Here is a 19,589-nt window from a genome sequence, read left to right as displayed (position 1 = left end):
ATCACATCCGGAACACACCGAATTTCGCCTCGGGAATCGGCGCATTGAGGCTGGCCGACAGGCCCAGCGCGAGCACGCGCCGCGTGTCGGCGGGGTCGATCACACCATCGTCCCAGAGCCGCGCACTGGCGTAGTAAGGATGCGACTGGTGGGCGAACTGGTCGAGCACGGGCTGCTTGAACTTCGCCTCTTCCTCGGCACTCCAGCTGCCGCCCCGGGCCTCGATGCCGTCGCGCTTGACCGTGGCGAGCACGCCGGCAGCCTGCTCGCCGCCCATCACGCAGATGCGCGCGTTGGGCCACATCCAGAGGAAGCGCGGCGAGTAGGCGCGGCCGCACATGCCGTAGTTGCCGGCGCCGTAGCTGCCGCCGATGATGACGGTGAACTTGGGCACGTTGGCGGTGGCCACGGCCGTGACCATCTTGGCGCCGTGGCGCGCGATGCCCTCGTTCTCGTACTTGCGCCCGACCATGAAGCCCGTGATGTTCTGCAGGAACACCAGCGGCACCTTGCGCTGGCAGCACAGCTCGATGAAGTGCGCGCCCTTTTGCGCGCTCTCGGAGAACAGGATGCCGTTGTTGGCAACGATGCCCACGGGCATGCCCTCGATGTGGGCGAAGCCGCAGACCAGGGTGCTGCCGAAGCGCGCCTTGAACTCGGCGAACTCGCTGCCGTCCACGATGCGCGCGATCACTTCGCGCACGTCGTAGGGCTTGCGCGTGTCGGTCGGGATCACGCCGTAGAGCTCCGTCGCCTCGTACAGCGGCGGCGCGGGTTCGCGCAGGGCCGCGTCGGGGCGCTTGCGGCGGTTCAGGCTGGCCACGGACTGGCGCGCCAGCGCCAGCGCGTGTGCGTCGTTCTGCGCCAGGTGGTCGGCCACGCCCGACAGGCGCGTGTGCACGTCGCCGCCCCCCAAGTCCTCGGCCGAAACGATCTCGCCGGTGGCGGCCTTCACCAGCGGCGGGCCGCCCAGGAAGATGGTGCCCTGGTTCTTGACGATGATGGTCTCGTCGCTCATGGCCGGCACGTAGGCGCCGCCGGCCGTGCACGAGCCCATGACCACCGCGATCTGCGCGATGCCCTGCGCGCTCATGTTGGCCTGGTTGTAGAAGATGCGGCCGAAATGCTCGCGATCGGGAAACACCTCGTCCTGGTTCGGCAGGTTGGCACCGCCCGAGTCCACCAGGTAGATGCAGGGCAGGTTGTTCTGCTGTGCGATCTCCTGCGCGCGCAGGTGCTTCTTGACCGTCATCGGGTAGTAGGTGCCACCCTTGACCGTGGCGTCGTTGCACACCACCATGCAATCCACGCCGCTGACGCGGCCGATGCCCGCGATCACGCCGGCGCAGGGCGCGTCGCCCTTGTACATGCCGTGCGCCGCCAGCGGCGCCAGTTCCAGGAACGGCGTGCCCGGGTCCAGCAGCATCTGCACGCGCTCGCGCGGCGGCAGCTTGCCGCGCGCCACATGCTTGGCGCGGGCCGCCTCGCCGCCGCCCTCGGCAGCCTTGGCCACCTGGACATTCAGGTCCTCCACCACGGCGCGCATGGCGGCGGCGTTGGCCTGGAATTCGGCGGAGCGGGCGTTGAGCTTGCTCTGCAATGCGGTCATGCGGTTTTCTCCTCTTGCAGGCTGAGTTGCGCCTTCATGGCGTCGCGGATCTTGAACTTCTGGATTTTGCCGGTCACGGTCATCGGGAATTCGGCCACGAAACGGATGTAGCGCGGCACCTTGTAGTGGGCGATCTGGCCGCGGCAGAACTCGCGCAGCTCCTCCTCGGCCAGCACCTGCCCGGGCTTGACGATGACCCAGGCGCACAGCTCCTCGCCGTACTTCGCATCGGGCACGCCCACCACCTGCACGTCCTGCACCTTGGGGTGGCGGTACAGGAATTCCTCGATCTCGCGCGGGTAGATGTTCTCGCCGCCCCGGATCACCAGGTCCTTGATGCGCCCGACGATGTTGACATAGCCCTCGGCATCCATGGTGGCGAGGTCGCCGGTGTGCATCCAGCCTTCGGGGTCGATCGCCTCGCGGGTCTTCTCCTCGTCGCCCCAGTAGCCGTGCATCACCGAGTAGCCGCGCGTGCACAGCTCGCCCGAGACGCCGGGCGCCACGGTTTTGCCGGTCTCGGGATCGATGACTTTCACCTGCAGGTGCGGCTGCACCAGTCCGACCGTGCTGACGCGCCGGTCCAGGGGCGTATCGGTGCTGCTCTGGCAGCTCACCGGGCTGGTTTCGGTCATGCCGTAGGCAATGGTGATTTCACCCAGGTGCATGTCCTTGACCACGCGTTTCATGACCTCGATCGGACAGGGCGAACCGGCCATGATGCCGGTGCGCAGGCTGGACAGGTCGAATTCGCCGAAGCGCGGGTGATCGAGTTCGGCGATGAACATGGTGGGCACGCCGTGCAGGCCGGTGCATTGCTCGGCCTGCACGGTTTCCAGCACCGTCAACGGGTCGAAGCCGTCGTTGGGATAGACGATGGTGGCGCCATGGGTCAGGCAGGCCAGGTTGCCCAGCACCATGCCGAAGCAGTGGTACAGGGGCACGGGAATGCACAGCCGATCGGCGGGCGTGAGCTTCATGGCCTCGCCGATGAAGAAGCCGTTGTTCAGGATGTTGCGGTGGGTCAGCGTGGCGCCCTTGGGAAAGCCGGTGGTGCCGCTGGTGAACTGGATGTTGATGGGATCGTCCGCGCGCAGGGTGGCGCCGATGGCGGCAATGCGCGCATCCTGGGGGTCGCCCCGGGCCATGAGCTCGGAGAAGCGCAGCAGGCCGGGTTCGTCGGCGCCCTGGCCGGCCTGGTCGATCCAGACGATGGTCTTCAGCTGCGGCAGGCGCGCGGGGCCGAGTTCGCGCAGCATGCCCAGGTAGTCGCTGGTCTTGAAGCGGGCCATGGTGACCAGCACCTTGCAGCCGACCTTGTTGAGCGCGTAGTCGAGTTCGGAGGTGCGGTAGGCCGGGTTGATGTTGACCAGGATCAGGCCCACCTTGGCCGTGGCCAGTTGCATGAGCAGCCACTCGGCGTTGTTGTGCGACCAGATGCCGATGCGGTCGCCTTTGTCCAACCCCAGGCCCAGCAGCGCACTGGCCAGCCGGTTGGCCGCCTGGTCGAGTTCGCCATAGCTCAGGCGCACGCCCTGGTGGCGCGAAACCAAGGCCTCGCGATCCGGCTGGCTCGCCGCCATGGCGGCGAAGAAGGCCCCGATCGGCTGCTCGATCAACGCCGGCCGGGTGTCGCCGCTGGCCTGGCTCTCTTGCAAGGGAGCGGAAGTCGTCATGGATGGTCTCCTCGAATCCCGCGAAGCGCAGGGCCAGCTTCAGGCCCGCCGCCCACGGCACCCACAGAGCATAAGGGTTGCGGCCCGTCGCCGCCAGATGCAAAGGTTGCAAATTGCGCCACCCATGGCACACTGCCTGCCATGCCCGCCGCGAGAACATCCACGAGCCCTGCCCGGCCGGCCCCAAGCGATCTGAGTACCGGCCCCGCCGTAACGCCGATGGCGCTGGTGGCCGCCGTGGTGCGGGCTTACCGCCAGTACGGCAAGGACCCCTCGGGGGCCTTGCATCTGGCACAGATCACGCCAGAAAGCGTGCGCGACCCGGCGGCGCGCGTCACGGCCCGGCAGATGGAGGCAGTGTCGGCCGCCGCCATGCAGGAGCTCGACGACGAAGCGCTGGGCTGGTTTCGCCGCCCGCTGCCCTGGGGCAGCTACGGCATGCTGGCGCGCGCCTCGCTGACCTCGCCCGACCTCGGCGTGGCGCTGCGGCGCTGGTGCCGGCACCACGGGCTGCTGACCGACGATGTGGTCTTCTCGCTCAGCATCACCGGACAGGTGGCCACACTGACCCTGGCCGAGCACCAGGACCTGGGCCGGCAACGCGAGATCTGTCTTGTGTACCTGCTGCGCAACGCGCATGGGCTGGCCAGCTGGTACATCGACTCGCGCATCGCGCTACTGGAGGTTGGCCTGCCGTTCGCCGCGCCGCCGCACCGCGATGCCTACGACACCATGTTCGGCACTGCGGTGCAGTTCGGCGCTGCACAGGCGCAGATCCGCTTCGATGCGCGCTACCTGCGCCAGCCGCTGCGCCGCGACGAGGCTGCGCTGCGCCAGATGCTGCGCCGCGCGCTGCCGCTGGCCGTGCTGCAATACCGGCGCGACCGGCTACTGGTGCAGCGCGTGCGCCAGCTGCTGGCCACGCAGGGGCCGCAGGCGCAGAACGCCGACACGCTGGCCGCGCTGCTGAACGTCTCGGCCCGCACCCTGCACCGCCAGCTCAAGGAGGAAGGTGCCTCGCTGCAGCAGATCAAGGACGAGGTGCGCCGCGAACGCGCGGTGGCGCTGCTGCACCGCACGCGCCGGCCGATCAAGCAGGTGGCGCAGGAGGTGGGGTTTCGCAACGAGAAGAGCTTCATCCGCGCCTTCCGCGGCTGGACCGGACAGGCGCCGGCGGCATTTCGCCGACTCGGCGGGCCGGCCGAGGCCTGACGAGCGCGAATTGCCGCCCCCGGCTCAGGGGGCAGGCACCAGCGAATGCAGCAGGGCCTGGAATTCCGGCGAGCGCCGCAGCACGTGGCGCCCGGCTTCGATCAGGCGCTCTACGTCCAGCGGCGCGATGCTGAAGGCGGTTGGAATCTGCAGCAGCGTCTGGCGGTCGGCCCATTCGGGCGCATCGCGCAGGTTGACCTGGATCACATGCACATCGGCATCGCGGGCAAAGGCATCGGAGCCGTCCGAAGCACCGCGGCGCAGCTCGTTCTTCCATTGCAGGGCCAGGTCGGTCAGGAACTCCTGGGTTTCCTGCGTGGCGCGCGCGCCCGCGCCGAACAGCAGCGCGTCGACCACCTGCGAGGTGCCGGGCACCTTGTCGCTGGCGTCGATGCGCTCGGCCGGGTCGCGCTCGGAATTCACGGTGATCAGCACCAGCTTGCGGATGCTGCGCGGCGAGATCTCCATCGAGCGCAGCGTGCCGCGCAGGCTGCCGCCAGCCAGCGTGCGGTCGAGCAGGCGGCGCACGCCGAGGTTGTCGGACAGCCCGCCGTCCACCAGATGGATGTAGGGACGCGCCTCGGCATCCAGATAGCTGCGCGCCTGCGAGCGGTACAGCCGCACCCGGTAGTCGTCGCGCGCCGCGGGCGTGGCGTCCGCGGCCGGGCCAGGCCCCGGGCGCGGGCAGGCGGCCGCGTAGTTCTTGAGCGTGAGCGGGCTCAGCACGATGGGCACCGCCGACGAGGCGGCCACCGCGAAGGACAGCGGCACCGTGTTCAGGTTGGAGCAGATCAGCTCGAACTGGTCCCAGGTGAACTCGAAGCCCGCGCCCAGCGACAGATCGGTTGCGGTGATCAGCAGCGCGGGATGCCCGGGGCGGCGTTCGACGTCGCCATAGGTCTTGCCCTGGTACAGCTCGTCGAGCCGGCGCGCCAGCATCTGGCTGCGGCCAAACCACGGCGAGGTCAGGTCGTACAGGTTGCCTGGCTTGAGGGTCTGGGTGATCAGGTTGTTCTGGAAGCTCTTGCGCAGGAAATCCCGTTCGAAACGGGGCAGCCCTTCGCTGCCGAAGGCGGCGTAATAGGCCGCGATGATGCTGCCCCCTGACACGCCGCTGATGACGTCGACCTCGTCCAGCAAGGTGCGCATGCGGCCGCCCTCCTGCGTGCGCGTGTTCTGCAGCTCGCTGAGCACGCCGTAGCCGAAGGCGGCCGCGCGGGCACCTCCGCCCGAGAGCGTCACCGCCACCAGCATGGACGGCGAGCGCGCACTGTCATCCAGCAGCGGCGCCCGCCCCTGCGTGACCGCCAGCGCCTGCTCCGGCGACAGGGGTTCGTTGATCCACGGACGGACCGAGGAGCAGCCCGCAGCCAGCCCGGCCAGCACCAGCACCCCCGACAACCGCAGCAGACGGCACAGGATGCGGGAGCTCGCCGGCATGCGCAGCCTCAGCAACCGAGCAGGCCGGGCAGCGCCTGCATGCTGGCGAACACCTGCACCGCACCAGCCTCGCGCAGGGCGGCCCCGTCATCCAGCGGCGCGTAGGCGAAGACGGTGGCACCGGCCGCAACGCCGGCCGTCACACCGGTCACCGTGTCTTCCACCACGGCGCAGGCGCGCGGGTCGGCGCCCAAAGCCCCGGCAGCAGCCAGATAGACATCGGGCGCGGGCTTGGAGCGCGGCTGCTCATGGCCGCTGAAGATGCGGCCATCGAAATACTGGATCAGGCCGACCTTGCGCAGCTGCAGCTCGACCTTGAAGCGGTCGGCCCCCGAGGCGCAGGCGATGCGGCCGCCATGGCCGGCATGCACCGCGTCCACGGCGTCGTGGATGTCGCGGATGGCCTGCAGGTCGCGCTCCAACGCCTCGTTGCGCCGGGCCCGGAAATGCGCCAGCCAGTCGTCCGTCACCGGCTGGCCGGTTTTCTCGGCGATCACCGCCGCCTCGTCCTTGACCGCCTTGCCGACGAAGAAGCGCATGCACTCCTCCAGCGTCAGCATCCAGCCGCGCTCTGCCAGCATGTCGCGCAGCACGCCGTTGGTGATGGGTTCGGAGTCCACCAGGACGCCGTCGCAATCGAACAATACCGCTTCGAATTTCACGTCACTTCTCGCTTCGGGGCCCACCGGCCAGAGACTGCCGTCAAGCAGGCCTCATGCCAGTGCATCGCCCTCGGTGTAATACCAGCGCCCATTGTCCCTGATGAAGCGGCTGCGCTCGTGCAAGCGCACCGCGCGGCCGGCCAGCCGATAGCGCGCGACGAACTCCACTTCGGCCTGGCCCTCGCCGGTGGCGCGGTAGCTGCGCACGTCCAGCCCCAGCCATTTCGCGCCCACGTCCAGCGCCAGCTCGGCCGGCCGCTGCGCCGCGGCCCAGGTGGCCAGCAGGTAGTCGGTGCGGCCCAGCACGAAGGCACTGTAACGCGAGCGCATCAGCGCCTCGGCGTCGGGCGCCGGCGTGCCCTCGAAGTCGTTCAGGTAGCGGCCGCAGCAGGCGGTCAGCGCCAGGGGCTTGCCGCCGGCGAGGCGGCCGCAAGGGCACGGCCCTGCGACGGGCCCGGAGTGCACGGACGCTGCAGGCATCAGTGGCCGAGCGCGCGCTGGATGATGATCTTCTGCACGTCGGAGGTGCCCTCGTAGATCTGGCAGACCCGCACGTCGCGGTAGATGCGCTCGACCGGGAAATCGCCCACATAGCCGTAGCCGCCCAGGGTCTGGATCGCGGCGCTGCAGACCTGCTCGGCCATTTCGCTGGCGAACAGCTTGGCCATGGCGGCTTCCTTCAGGCAAGGCCGGCCCGCGTCGCGCAGGCTGGCCGCGTGCCAGATCAGCTGCCGGGCTGCTTCTATTTTCGTAGCGCACTCCGCCAGCCGGAAGCCGACCGCCTGGTGGTTGATGATGGCGGTGCCGAAGCTCTCGCGCTCCCGCGCATAGGCCAGCGCCACGTCGAGCGCGCTGCGCGCCATGCCCACGCTCTGCGCGGCGATGCCGATGCGTCCGCCTTCGAGCGCAGACAGGGCGATGCGGTAGCCCTCGCCCTCCTGCCCGATCAGGTGGTCGGCCGGAATGCGGCACTGATCGAAATTGATCTGCGCCGTGTCGCTGCTGTGCTGGCCGAGCTTGTCCTCCAGCCGCGCCACCACATAGCCCGGTGTGTCGGTGGGCACGATGAAGGCGCTCATGCCCTTCTTGCCCGCGCCCTTGTCGGTCACGGCGATCACGATGGCCAGCTGGCCGTTCTTGCCGCTGGTGATGAACTGCTTGACGCCGTTGAGCAGGTAGCTTTCGCCGTCCTTCACCGCCGTGGTCCTGAGGGCGGAGGCATCGCTGCCCACATGCGGCTCGGTCAGGCAGAACACGCCCAGCAGCTGCCCTTGCGCCAGCGGCGTGAGCCATTGCTTCTTCTGCGCTTCGCTGCCGTAGCGCATCAGGATGGCATTGACCGGGCAGTTGGTCACGCTGATGGCGGTGCTGGTGCCGCCGTCGCCGGCGGCGATTTCCTCCAGCACCAGCGCGAGCGTCACATAGTCCAGGCCGGCGCCTCCCAGCTCTTCGGGCACGCAGATGCCGTAGGCGCCGAGCGCGGCCAGGCCGCGATGGGCCTCGCGCGGAAAGTGGTGCTCCTTGTCCCAGCGCGCGGCATGGGGCCAGAGCTGTTCCTGGGCGAAGGCGCGCACGGCGTCGCGGATCATTTCCTGGTCGGGGGTGAGCAGCATGGCGATTGACGTTGACGTAAGCGTCAATTATGCGCCGACCCCTGCCCGGCCCGTCAGAACTCCGAATGCCAGCGCACCGAGTAGACGTTGACCGGCCCGCGGTCCTGGTTGTAGCCAGGGTTGGTGATGCGCTGGAAACCCACCGAAAGCGCCGACTGGATGCGGCCGGCCCGGGTCGACAGCTCGGGCAGCACCCAGCGGTAGTAGGTCTCGAACACGCGCTCGGGCGCGTAGTTGAGCGCGCCGTCGCCCAGGAAGAAGCCCAGGCCGCCCGCGGCGAGGTAACGCCGATGGCTCTGCGAGATGGTGTTGACGGCCAGTGCCACGCCCACGCGGTCGTTGGCGCGGCCCCAGGCGGCGCCAGTGAACTGGCCACCGACCGAGGTCTGGCCGTCGATTTCGGTGAAAGCAAAGGTTTCCGCCTGGCCGTTGTTGCGGCTGGTGCGCAGGAACAACCCGGCATCGGGCCCGAGCGGCGCCTCGAGCGTCAGGCCCCAACCGGTTTTGGTCTGGTCGCGCCGCACGTCGGCCACATCGGGCACGCCGCCATTGGCCACGGCCAGGGCATCGGAGAAGCTGCCCATGCTGGCCCGGTTGCGAAACAGCAGCAGGCGAGCGCGCATCGGGCCGGCCGGCAGAGCGACGGGCAGGTCGGATTCGACCTCGATCTGGTCGCCATAGTGCCGGCGCAACTGCCAATCGAGCGGCAGGCCGTTGGATTCCCGGGGCATCATCACGCGGCCCGCGCGCACCGACCACTGCGGCGTGCGGTACTCGATGATCGCGCCGATGGTGTAGCCGCGCGCATCGGCCGCGTAGTCCCAGGCGCCGTGCGTGAGGAACGACCAGTTCATGAACTGCTCGCGCGGATCCTTGGCATAGGGGTTGTTGTCGAAGTAGTCGAGCAGCGAGAAGTTGCCCACGGTCAGCGTCCAGCGCCGGGCCGTGGCCTTGCCCCCAAGCTCGTTGAAATCGGGGTCGATGGTTTCGAGCTCGCCGCCTGCATTCCAGCGTTGCTGCAGGAACAGGCGGGCCTTGTAGAGCGTGAGATCCGGGCCCGAGGTGCGAGCAAGTTCGCCGTTGGAGATGCCCCCCGCGCCCGTCAGGTTGGACAGCGGCACACCCTGCGCCGCTTCCGGGTTGAAGTGCAGCTGGCCCCCCTGCCACAGGCGCAGGCCCAGGTCGCCGGTAGCGGTGAGCGAGTAGGAGCGCTCCCGGCTGGTCTTCAGGCTGTTGGGGCCGCTGTACCGGGCCTCGAACGCCGGCTTGGCCTGCCAGATGTAGGTGGCTTGCGCGTGAAAACCGAGGGCAGGCTCATCCTGGGGCTCATTTTCGGTCGATGCCCAGGCAGAGTGGGCGCAGGCAGCTATCAAAAATAGAGCACCCGACCAGCGGTATGCACTCGTTTTTCGGGTCATGGGGCGGCATTCTGGCATGGCCGCATGACCCCGGCGTGACACCGGGGCCGCCCCGCCGTGCGCCGGCAGGTGCGCAATCAGGCCAGTTCGACCGCCAGCGCCGTGCCTTCGCCGCCGCCGATGCACAGCGTGGCCACGCCCTTTTTCTTGCCGCGCGCCTGCAGCGCATGGATCAGGGTGACGATGATGCGCGCGCCCGAGGCGCCGATCGGGTGGCCCAGGGCGCAGGCGCCGCCATTGACGTTGACGATCTCGTGCGGCACCTTGAGTTCTTCCATCAGCGCCATCGGCACCACGGCGAAGGCCTCGTTCACCTCCCACAGGTCCACATCCTGCACGCTCCAGCCGATCTTCTTGAGCAGCTTCTGCACCGCGCCCACCGGCGCGGTGGTGAACCACTCGGGCGCCTGCGAGAACGTGGCGTGGCCGACGATGCGTGCGACAGGTTTTGCGCCCAGCGCCTTGGCGGTGGACTCGCGCGTGATCACCAGCGCCGCCGCGCCGTCGTTGATGGACGAGCTGGACGCGGCGGTGATGGTGCCGTCCTTCTTGAACGCAGGCTTGAGCGAGGGAATCTTGTCGAGCTTGACCTTGCCCGGGCCTTCGTCGACCGAGATCACGGTCTCGCCGGCGCGGCCCTTGACGGTGACCGGCACGATCTCGGCCTTGAACGCCCCGGACTCGGTGGCCGCCTTGGCGCGCTGCACGCTGGTGGTGGCAAAGGCGTCCTGCGCCTCGCGGCTGAACTTGTACTTCTCGGCGCACTGCTCGCCGAAGGTGCCCATGGCGCGGCCGGGTTCGTAGGCGTCCTCCAGGCCGTCGAGCATCATGTGGTCGTAGATGCGGTCGTGGCCGATGCGGATGCCGCTGCGGCCCTTGGGCAGCAGGTGCGGCGCGTTGGTCATGCTCTCCATGCCGCCGGCGACCATGACGTCGCGGCTGCCGGCCACGATCTGGTCGTGCGCGAGGATGGCGGCCTCCATGCCGGAGCCGCACATCTTGGACAGGGTCACGGCGCCGGTGGCGGCCGGCAGGCCGCCCTTGAAGCCGGCCTGGCGCGCCGGGGCCTGGCCCTGGCCGGCCATCAGGCAGTTGCCGAACAGCACTTCGTCCACTTTCTCGGGCGCGATGCCGGCGCGCTCGATGGCGGCGCGGATCGCAGCACCGCCCAGATCGTGCGCGGACAGGGAAGCGAAATCGCCCTGGAAGCCGCCCATGGGCGTGCGGGCGGCGCCGATGATGACGATGGACTCAGGCATGAGGGGATTCCTGGAAATAATTGACGTTTACGTAAACGTCAATTATGGCAGAAAACGACTTTGCCTTGCCGCGCCGCATCACCAGCGAACTGGCGATGCGGCGTCCAACGAGCTTCTGGAATCAGCGGTTCAAGCCAGCGAGCCGGCTTGGCTTATGCCTTTGCGGGCTAGGTGCTTGATGTCGCATCCGCTGCATTTTTCTGAAATGGGCCAGCGCCGGCCTTTTCGAGGCTGGCGGCCCCCTCTCCGGTACTCGTTGCGTGGTGGTTGGCGGTCATAAATGACGTCCATGTCGTTCCATTGTCAAGAGACGCTTGCCACGGAATGGGCCAGTTGAAGTCTCCGATACCGTAGGGGGCGTATTTTGTTCCGCTGGAAACGTTGTCAACGCAGTCCACTACGGCCCCGGTGATCGTGTGAGTTTGCCCGATCGCATGAGGCAGATTGTTGTACCCATAGAGCCAATTGGTGGCAGTTGCAATCGCCGCTCCCTCACGGAAGAGAACGCCAGCGTAAGACACGTTGTTCGGGCTCAGGTTGATCTGCCCCAGAAACCCCACCGACCAGGTACCTGTCGTATGGGAAATGCCGCTGGCCCCCGATCGGCTCATCGTGGCACTGGTCGGCGCTACGCCCAGCAGCTCCAGGCTCCCGACCTCGGTGCCCTGGAACAGACCGGATGGGATTTTTGCGCTCAAGCACACAGGGCCGGGGGTGGCTCCCATCTTGAGCACCGCGTGTCCATTGCCGTCGCTGGAAAGAATCGTGGCATCGCCCGCTTGCACACGCCAGGCAACACCGCCAAAGGACTTGCCGTCCAAATCCTCTGCGGCTTTGAGGAACACATCGATCTCCTCGCCAATGCCAAAGTGCACGAGGCTGCGCCCCGGGAAGTTGTCCCTTGGAAGGAAGCCCACGTCAAAGGCCGGCAGTTGCTGCACTTCCGAATTGCTTTTGGCAACGATGCTCCTGATCGTCGCCAATATCTCGGCATGGCGCGCCACGTCTTCGTCGTGGGGCAGATGGGCAGCAAGCAGCTCGTCAAGCGCATCGACATGAAAGCGGGGCCGCGCATAGGCACGCAGCAGGTAGCGTTGCCAGATCACCTGCATGCGCGCCTCCGCCTGCCGGAGCTGAAATTGCGCACGGTAGCAGGCGCCCGCATGGCGATTATTCTCGATCGCCTGCTCGTACTCCGCACGCAGACCCGGATCGTCAATCGCCTCGGGCGCCACGCCAGGCGGAAGACCGGTTTGCGCAGGTGGCGCAACTTTCAGCAGCGGCCGGTCTGCAGGGTCAAACGCCGCGTCCATGGCACCCCGTAGCCGGCTCCACGCGCGCAACCAGAATCCGGTGCGCTGCGGCAGCGCCAACAGGCCTTGCCCGCCATCCGAAGGCTCGGTCAAGCGCAGCACAAACGCAACTTCTTCCAGGACCGACAAGCGCTCGCTGCGCGACAGTGCCGCGAGCGCGCACTGCTGCACCAGGGTCTCTTGCGCACGCCAGTCTCCCAGATCAAACGTGGCCAGTTCGGTGCACATCGCATCCAGTGGATAAGGGTCCGCCGCATCCGTGCTGTGCCAATCCCGGATGGCTTCTGCGGCCCTGGATGTCAGGCCCGCGATGTCGCGGGCACTGCGCAGCATCTGGATTTTCTGGGCCAATTCAACACGCGCATCGCTTGACATGTGGCGTCGCTGCGCAGGAGACGACTCGGATGCCCAGAAAGATTCGTCCGATACCGTGAAGATGGTGTTCAGATTCCTGCTGGTCAGCGTGGCACTGGCCACGCCATGGACAGTCACATGCACATCGTGACTGGCGACTGCAGCATCCGTTGGCAGTCTGGTCTGCGCGTCCGGTTTCAATGTGTGTCGCTGAATGGAGCCTGTGCCTTGAGGCACAACATGAAATTCAACATCCTTGCTGCTTTTGTTGATCAGCAAAATACCCGTGGCGTTCATGGAAATACCTCCGTCTTCTGGGTTTGTGGTTTGCTCTGCGCCCATCCCTGCCCCGCTCTGGACGCTCCGTGCTGCGCCCGAACAGCCCTATAGACATCGGCGAATCCAAAAGAGGGGAAACAGCGCACCTTCCTGGACGAAGGAAGGTGCGCTGGACTGGCGTTCTACGCAGCGGTGAATACGTCTGCGCCCAAGCCGTTGTTGCTGCGGGTCCAATCAATCGTCACCGAGGTGGTGCCCGCGGTGAGTTGGTATGGCGTCATTGCCGAGTAGTCCTGCAAGGTGAAGTCGGTTCCGACCAGCGTGGGGTCGGCGGCCATGAAGTACAGCGTAGGCTCCAACTCCAGCGTCACCGTTTTCCCGTAGTTCACGATGTCGTTGGGAGCGGCCCCGACCACGACGACGGGCTGGCCCTTGTTGGTCCAGGTAATGGACAGGCTCGTGGTGGGTGTCGAGCACATGTTCAACACACCGGCTTGCGAACTGGCGATGGTGCCCTGGTTGATATTCGTGGTCGCCAGGATGGGCCCTTGGCTGTTGGGATTGGTCGCGGCAAACAGCTGCCCCGGATTGATCGCGTAAATCGGCGATGTGGGGCCGGGAGGATTGCCACTTGCCGAATCGGAGATCTGAACGCCAAGATCAATCTCATAGTTGAATTGCTGGCTTCCGTTCATGGCCGGGTTGAGATCCTTCCAGGCGAAGTACTGGTAGTTGGTGGATGCCTTGATGGGCTTCAGGAACACCAGTACGTGATTGGTGGTGTTCACGGAAAGCTTGTTATTGACAGTGAACGTTGTGATGACTGACATGAAATTCCCCTTAAAGCATGAGTTTTAAAAAAAGTCCCTATGAACCAGAGGTCGGTTTGTTGATCAGTCACGCCAACTTCTTGATCCGGTAGGAACCTTAATGGGGCCTTGGTGAAAAGATAAGTATCGTTACGGCAACCCGCTTGAAACTGTTACCGTAACAATGAGGAAGCACCCATCGACGGAAACGTGCGGCGCCTCACTTGCAGGCAACGGCCGGCAACAAGAAGCGCTTGAGTTCGCTGCAAATGGAAAGTGCCAGCTCCTCCTGTTGCGCAATGGCGAAGAAGATGTTTCTGTCAAACTGGCTGGACCACGCAACATGGCCGCGCGATACATCGACCAGACGCACAGAGGTCCTGATCCGCTCGTCGTCGATTCTGACGCTGCCTTCCAGCCGGTGGCGTATTGCGGTACTTATGGACTTCGTTGATTCAACGCCTTCGCCTCCCGATGCAGCCGCCGCCTGCACGGTGACATCGCCGCCAAACACGCTGAACAACTGGTGCACCAGTTCTTCCCGCAGACCCTGGGTGAAGCACATGCCAAGCGCGCAATGCGCAATGCACTTGATTTCATAGACGCTCAACCGGCTTTCGGCCTCTTCCTCTGAACCCGCCGATTTCGGGCGCCGGATGATGGGCACATAGGAGCCCAGTGGAATGAGGATTTCAATGTCTGCCGGGGACGGCAGAGAAGCGTAGTAGGCCTTCAGCCGCGCGCGCAGACGTCCCACCTGGACTCTTGCAATGGGGTCCTCTGCAGTGTTGTAGTCCGCTGCCTTTCGGTCAAACACCTCCATGCCGATGGCATATTCACTGACGCCTCGGACATCGCCTGACACCAGATGCTCCATCAAGAAATTGAACAGTCTTCGCATACGCGGCGACTTGCCAAACACATCGCTATTCAGAATAGATTCCCAGGCTGCTTGGATGTCAGCGATTGAACTGGAATCCCTATCCGTGAATTGCATTGCATTCATGAGTAAAGAAGTACCCTGGGTCTCAGAGAAAAATATACCGAACGCGTCAACTGTTTTTGGAGGCCGATGCGCAAAGTGCTTGCGCCCATGTGCGCAAAGCCATGCGTGGCGACTCCGGGCAGATGGCGCGGCGGAGGTTTTCCTGGCGGACAAGGGGGGTGGACGGTCAACGGAGCGGCGCGCCCTGCCCAGCGCACCCACGCGCCCGCACTCCGGGCGCAGCTGGCATGCAAGCGCTCCTGTTCTTCGAGAAGTCCATTGCACTGCGTCACCACAGCTCCCCATGGAGCGTGCGTGCGCATGCCATAGCGGCACCCCACTCTGCAAAGAGCCGGGCATATCTTTTTTTTATCAAGCGCCCCCCTATTTGGGGGGATTGTCAGCGATTTGCTCCGAATTCGCGCAATCTTTGCGCAAAGCAATCGCAAGAACACCCTGGACGGCAAGCCTTGCACCAAAACCGCTCACGCGTGCGCACCAGGAAATTGCCGGACAAGCCGTCCAGGCTGCCGTCGGGGGCAATGCGCAGGGCGCCATTGCCCCCGACCAGCAGCACCGCGACGGCCTTGGGCGCATCGGGCGTGCTTCATAGCAGGCGCTGCGTCATGCCGGCACGGATGTCCAGGGTGACCACCTCAATGGGCAGGGTCCAGGCCGTTGCCGCCAGCAGCTCCGGCAGGGCCGTGATCAGGTGGTGCCGCACAAGCGGTCTATCGGGGTGCCTCCCTGGCAAAGCGGTGCACAAAGCGCCGGTCACGGTCGTACGGAAACACATCATGCACGTGGCCGGCCTGGATGCGTTCCTTGTGGCTTTGCCAGAAGGCGGCGTCCAGCAGGTCGCTGTGGTGCTTCATGAAGACTTCGCGCACCGTGTCGTTGCCGAGCAGGAAGGGGCCGAAGGTCTCGGGGAATACATCCCTGGGGCCGACCGAGTACCAGACCTCGCCGCTCATCTCTTCTTCTTCGTTGCGCGGCGCGGGCACGCGGCGGAAGTTGCAGTCGGTGAGGTACTCGATCTCGTCGTAGTCGTAGAACACCACCTTGCCATTGCGCGTGACGCCGAAGTTCTTCCACAGCATGTCGCCGGGAAAGATATTGGCCGCCACCAGGTCCTTGATGGCATTGCCGTACTCGATCACCGCGCGCTCGACCTGCTCTCTCGCGCGCGCATCGTCGAGCCCGGCGTCGAACGCCTCCTGCAGGTAGATGTTCAGCGGGATCATGCGCCGCTCGATGTAGAGGTGCTTGATGATCACCTCCTCGTGGCCGTCACCGTCGCGGTCGGAGATTTCGAGCTGGCTCGGCGCGAATTGGCGGATTTCCTCGATCAGCGCGTCCTCGAAGCGGTCGCGCGCGAACGCCACCTCGCTGTACTCCAGCGTGTCGGCCATGCGGCCCACGCGGTCGTGCTGCTTCACCAGCAGATATTTGCCCTTGATCTGCTCGCGCGTCGTGTCCTTCTGCGGCGGGTAGTAGTCCTTGATGAGCTTGAACACGTAGGGAAAGGACGGCAGGTCGAACACCAGCATCACCATGCCCTTGATGCCGGGCGCGCTGCGGAACTTGTCGCTTGAGTGCCGCAGGTGGTAGAGGAAATCGCGGTAGAACAGGGTCTTGCCCTGCTTGGCCAGGCCCAGCGCGTTGTAGATCTCGTTGCGCGGCTTGCGCGGCATCAGCGAGCGCAGGAACTGCACATAGGCGCTCGGGATCTCCATGTCCACCATGAAGTAGGCCCGCGCGAAGCTGAACAGCGCCTGCAGGTCGTCCTCGCCGAACAGCGCGGCGTCGATCGCGAGCGGGCCCGAATCCCCGGGCGCCTGGCCCCGGCCGGCATCGCAGCCCGGCCCCGCGGGCTTGTGCAGGATCGGCAGCGCAAACGGCAGCTCGACGAAGCCGTTGATGATCTTGCCCACCACGTAGGCGCCCTTGTTGCGGTAGAACAGCGACGACAACACCTGGATCTGGAAATTGGCGCGCAGCTTCACGTGGCTGAGGCGCCCGCTCATGGCGTCCAGCACGTCGCCGGCGTCGCGCTCCAGATCCTCGAAGGCATGCTGCAGCTGAAAGTTGTCGATGATGCGCACGATGGTCTCGCGCAGCGTGGCCAGCGTCGGGTAGTAGGAGCGGTAGGTCGGCCGCGCCGCGGGCTCGTCGTTCTCGATGTACTCGGTGCTGACCGCCGGGCGCACGAAGATGAAGTCGTTGTGGAAGTGCGTGCGGTGCAGGATCTTGGTGGTGACCGAGTTGAAGAAGGTCTCGGCCAGCTCGGGCTGGTGGTGGTTCACCAGCAGCCCGATGTAGTGCAGCTTGATCTGGTGCCACACGTCCATGGGCTGCTCGCCGGCCTTGAATTCCTTTTCCAGCCGCATCACGCATTCCTTGACACGCAGGTCGTAGAACTCGATGCGCTCGCGCTGGGCGCGCTGCTGGCCATGCCAGTCGGCCGTTTCGAAGCGGTGCTTGGCGCGCGCGGACTCGGTGCGGAACAGCCGGTAGTGCCGGTTGAAGCCATCCATCATCGCCTTGGCGATATCATAGGCGAGGCTCGAATCCAGGCGCTGCGGGAACATGGCTTTCAGCGATAGGCAGCGATCACGCCTTCGACGGCGGCCCGGTACAGTGGTTCGATCGACTCGGTGCTGGACACCGTCATGTGCAGATCCTGCAGCAGGCCGTCGTGCACGCCGAAGGCCCAGCCGTGGATGCTGACCTTCTGGCCGCGCGCCCAGGCATCCATCATCACGGTGCTGACGCAGACATTGACCACCTGCTCGATCACGTTGAGGTCCACCAGGGCATCGGCGCGCTTCGCCTCGGGCAGGGCCTCCAGCAGCGTGCGGTGGCGGTCGCGCACGTTCTGGATGTGGCGGATCCAGTTGTCGGCCAGGCCGACGCGGGTGCCGCGCATCGCGGCCATCACGCCGCCGCAGCCGTAATGGCCGACCACCATCACATGCTCGACCTTGAGCACATCCACCGCGTACTGGATCGCCGACAGCGCGTTGAGGTCGGAGTGCACCACGAGGTTGGCCACGTTGCGGTGCACGAACACCTCGCCCGGCTCCAGGCCCGTGATCTGGTTGGCCGGCACGCGGCTGTCGGAGCAGCCGATCCACATGAACTTGGGGGTCTGCTGCTTGATCAGGCTCGTGAAGAACCCCGGGCGCTCGCGCTCCATCTGCGCGGCCCAGACGCGGTTGTGGGCAAAGAGCTCGTGAATGGATGTGGTGTTCATGCCTGAATTGTGCCTGCGCGTGCCGGCCGGCGTCACATCGTCTCGGCGAACAGCTCGCGGCCGATCAGCATGCGGCGGATCTCGCTGGTGCCGGCGCCGATCTCGTACAGCTTGGCGTCGCGCCACAGGCGGCCCAGCGGGTACTCGTTGATGTAGCCGTTGCCGCCGAAGACCTGGATGCCCTCGCCGGCCATCCAGGTGGCCTTTTCGGCGCACCAGAGGATCACGCTCGCGCAATCCTTGCGCACCTGGCGCACATGCTCGCTGCCCAGGGCGTCGAGATTCTTGCCCACGGTGTAGCAGTAGGCGCGCGCAGCCTGCAGCACGGTGTACATGTCGGCCACCTTGCCCTGGATCAGCTGGAACTCGCCGATGCTCTGGCCGAACTGCTTGCGGTCATGGATGTAGGGCACCACGTTGTCCATCACCGACTGCATGATGCCGATCGGGCCGGCCGCCAGCACGGCGCGCTCGTAGTCCAGCCCGCTCATCAGCACCTTGGCGCCGCCGTTGAGGCCGCCCAGGATGTTCTGTGCCGGCACCTCGACGTTGTGGAACACCAGCTCGCCGGTGTGGCTGCCGCGCATGCCGAGCTTGTCGAGCTTCTGCGCGATGGAGAAACCCTTCATGCCCTTCTCGATCAGGAAGGCCGTGACACCGCGCGCGCCCAGCTCGGGCTCGGTCTTGGCGTAGACCACCAGTGTGTCGGCATCGGGGCCGTTGGTGATCCACATCTTGCTGCCGTTGAGCAGGTAGTAGCCGCCCTTGTCTTCGGCCTTGAGCTTCATGCTGATCACGTCGCTGCCCGCGCCGGGCTCGCTCATGGCCAGCGCTCCCACATGCTCGCCCGAGATCAGGCCCGGCAGGTACTTGCGGCGCTGCTCGTCGCTGCCGTTGCGCTTGATCTGGTTCACGCACAGATTGCTGTGGGCGCCGTAGCTCAGGCCCACCGAGGCCGAGGCGCGCGAGATTTCCTCCATCGCGATCATGTGCGCGAGGTAGCCCATGTTGGCGCCGCCGAACTCCTCGGGCACGGTGATGCCGAGCACGCCCAGCTCGCCCATCTTGCGCCACAGGTCCATCGGGAACTGGTCCGTGCGGTCGATCTCGGCCGCGCGCGGGGCAATCTCGGCTTGCGCGAATTCGCGCACCGCGTCGCGCAGGGCGTCGATGTCTTCGCCGAGCTGGTAGTTGAGTCCTGGCAGGTTCATGGCTTGTCTCCGCAAATGAGGCGTTCAGTAGGTCTTGGGCACGGGCACCAGCGTCTGCTGCATCAGGGCGCAGTCGGAGGCCTGGCCGCCGGCGCCCACGTGCCGCACCTCGGCCGTGGTCACGATGATGCGCTTGCCCGCCCGCGCCACCCGGCCGGTGGCGCGTAGCTCGCCGCCCTGGAAGGCCGCGAGAAAGTTGATCTTGTATTCCACGGTGGTGACTTCCATGCCCTCGGGCGCCACGGTGAGCGCGGCATAGCCGCCCGCGATGTCGGCCAGCGCGCCCATGGCGCCGCCATGAAAGCCGCCCTGCTGCTGCGTCACCCGGTCGGAGTACGGCAGCGCGATCTCGCACAGCCCGGGCGCCACGCGCAGCAGGCGCGCGCCCAGGTGGCGCATCAGCCCCTGGCGGGCCAGGCTGGCTTCGACGCGGGCGAACAGTTCGGGATGGGAGTCCATGGCTTGATTGACGTTTACGTAAACGTCAATTATG

At 66.0% G+C, this 19,589-nt stretch carries 16 protein-coding genes; 1 reads left to right on the top strand and 15 read right to left on the bottom strand.

From position 1 onward, the window contains the following. Position 1 precedes the first annotated feature (1 nt). Both MMF98_RS00845 and MMF98_RS00840 read right to left on the bottom strand, forming a co-directional pair. A complete protein-coding gene (locus MMF98_RS00845; RefSeq protein WP_243303078.1) occupies positions 2 to 1,609 on the bottom strand; it encodes a carboxyl transferase domain-containing protein in 1,608 nt (535 codons plus the stop codon). Beyond that, entirely contained in the window at positions 1,606 to 3,285 is a 1,680-nt protein-coding gene (locus tag MMF98_RS00840; protein ID WP_243303076.1) for an AMP-binding protein, read from the bottom strand. The genes MMF98_RS00845 and MMF98_RS00840 overlap by 4 nt, the downstream gene beginning before the upstream one ends. 141 nt (positions 3,286 to 3,426) lie before the next feature. On the opposite strand from MMF98_RS00840, the gene MMF98_RS00835 reads away from it, so the two are divergent. Next, positions 3,427 to 4,497 (top strand): AraC family transcriptional regulator, encoded by a 1,071-nt coding sequence (locus MMF98_RS00835; protein ID WP_243303074.1) that lies wholly within the window; start codon positions 3,427 to 3,429, stop codon positions 4,495 to 4,497. A 24-nt stretch (positions 4,498 to 4,521) separates the two neighbouring features. Here MMF98_RS00835 and MMF98_RS00830 read toward each other — a convergent pair whose 3' ends face one another. The 13 genes from MMF98_RS00830 to MMF98_RS00770 form a co-directional block, all read right to left on the bottom strand. Then, complete coding sequence (locus MMF98_RS00830; RefSeq protein WP_243303073.1) at positions 4,522 to 5,937, bottom strand: patatin-like phospholipase family protein; 1,416 nt, start codon at positions 5,935 to 5,937, stop codon at positions 4,522 to 4,524. A gap of 8 nt (positions 5,938 to 5,945) precedes the next feature. Continuing rightward, positions 5,946 to 6,599 carry an HAD family hydrolase gene (locus MMF98_RS00825; protein ID WP_243303071.1) on the bottom strand — a complete coding sequence of 218 codons (654 nt, stop codon included), beginning with the start codon at positions 6,597 to 6,599 and terminating at the stop codon, positions 5,946 to 5,948. Between the two features lie 51 nt (positions 6,600 to 6,650). Then, positions 6,651 to 7,079, bottom strand: a complete 429-nt coding sequence (locus tag MMF98_RS00820) for a YchJ family protein (RefSeq protein ID WP_243303069.1) — start codon at positions 7,077 to 7,079, stop codon at positions 6,651 to 6,653. Beyond that, on the bottom strand, positions 7,079 to 8,212 hold the full coding sequence (locus MMF98_RS00815) for an acyl-CoA dehydrogenase family protein (RefSeq protein WP_243303068.1): 1,134 nt from the start codon (positions 8,210 to 8,212) through the stop codon (positions 7,079 to 7,081). The genes MMF98_RS00820 and MMF98_RS00815 overlap by 1 nt, the downstream gene beginning before the upstream one ends. Before the next feature lie 53 nt (positions 8,213 to 8,265). Next, the gene (locus MMF98_RS00810; protein ID WP_243303066.1) at positions 8,266 to 9,630 is read right to left on the bottom strand and encodes a carbohydrate porin; all 1,365 of its coding nucleotides are present in this window, start codon (positions 9,628 to 9,630) and stop codon (positions 8,266 to 8,268) included. Between the two features lie 77 nt (positions 9,631 to 9,707). Beyond that, positions 9,708 to 10,889 carry an acetyl-CoA C-acyltransferase gene (locus MMF98_RS00805; protein WP_243303058.1) on the bottom strand — a complete coding sequence of 394 codons (1,182 nt, stop codon included), beginning with the start codon at positions 10,887 to 10,889 and terminating at the stop codon, positions 9,708 to 9,710. A gap of 167 nt (positions 10,890 to 11,056) precedes the next feature. After that, the gene (locus MMF98_RS00800) at positions 11,057 to 12,853 is read right to left on the bottom strand and encodes a hypothetical protein (RefSeq protein ID WP_243303055.1); all 1,797 of its coding nucleotides are present in this window, start codon (positions 12,851 to 12,853) and stop codon (positions 11,057 to 11,059) included. A 164-nt stretch (positions 12,854 to 13,017) separates the two neighbouring features. Further along, complete coding sequence (locus MMF98_RS00795) at positions 13,018 to 13,665, bottom strand: hypothetical protein (protein ID WP_243303052.1); 648 nt, start codon at positions 13,663 to 13,665, stop codon at positions 13,018 to 13,020. Positions 13,666 to 13,864: 199 nt separating this feature from the next. After that, positions 13,865 to 14,641, bottom strand: coding sequence for a hypothetical protein (locus MMF98_RS00790; RefSeq protein ID WP_243303050.1), 777 nt, complete (start codon positions 14,639 to 14,641; stop codon positions 13,865 to 13,867). A gap of 719 nt (positions 14,642 to 15,360) precedes the next feature. Continuing rightward, positions 15,361 to 17,220: a bifunctional isocitrate dehydrogenase kinase/phosphatase gene (gene aceK / locus MMF98_RS00785; RefSeq protein ID WP_243303048.1), complete on the bottom strand. Its 1,860-nt coding sequence runs from the start codon at positions 17,218 to 17,220 to the stop codon at positions 15,361 to 15,363. Between the two features lie 5 nt (positions 17,221 to 17,225). Further along, on the bottom strand, positions 17,226 to 17,885 hold the full coding sequence (gene can / locus MMF98_RS00780) for a carbonate dehydratase (RefSeq protein WP_243303043.1): 660 nt from the start codon (positions 17,883 to 17,885) through the stop codon (positions 17,226 to 17,228). Positions 17,886 to 17,917: 32 nt separating this feature from the next. Next, positions 17,918 to 19,096 (bottom strand): isovaleryl-CoA dehydrogenase, encoded by a 1,179-nt coding sequence (locus MMF98_RS00775; RefSeq protein ID WP_243303041.1) that lies wholly within the window; start codon positions 19,094 to 19,096, stop codon positions 17,918 to 17,920. Positions 19,097 to 19,120: 24 nt separating this feature from the next. Then, positions 19,121 to 19,555 carry a PaaI family thioesterase gene (locus MMF98_RS00770; protein WP_243303035.1) on the bottom strand — a complete coding sequence of 145 codons (435 nt, stop codon included), beginning with the start codon at positions 19,553 to 19,555 and terminating at the stop codon, positions 19,121 to 19,123. Between the last annotated feature and the right edge of the window lie 34 nt (positions 19,556 to 19,589).

Origin of the sequence: Variovorax terrae (genome assembly GCF_022809125.1) — a bacterium.
Classification (GTDB): domain Bacteria; phylum Pseudomonadota; class Gammaproteobacteria; order Burkholderiales; family Burkholderiaceae_C; genus Variovorax_A; species Variovorax_A terrae.
The sequence above is the reverse complement of the archived record's forward strand: the minus strand, read 5'-3'. Positions and strand labels throughout refer to the sequence as shown.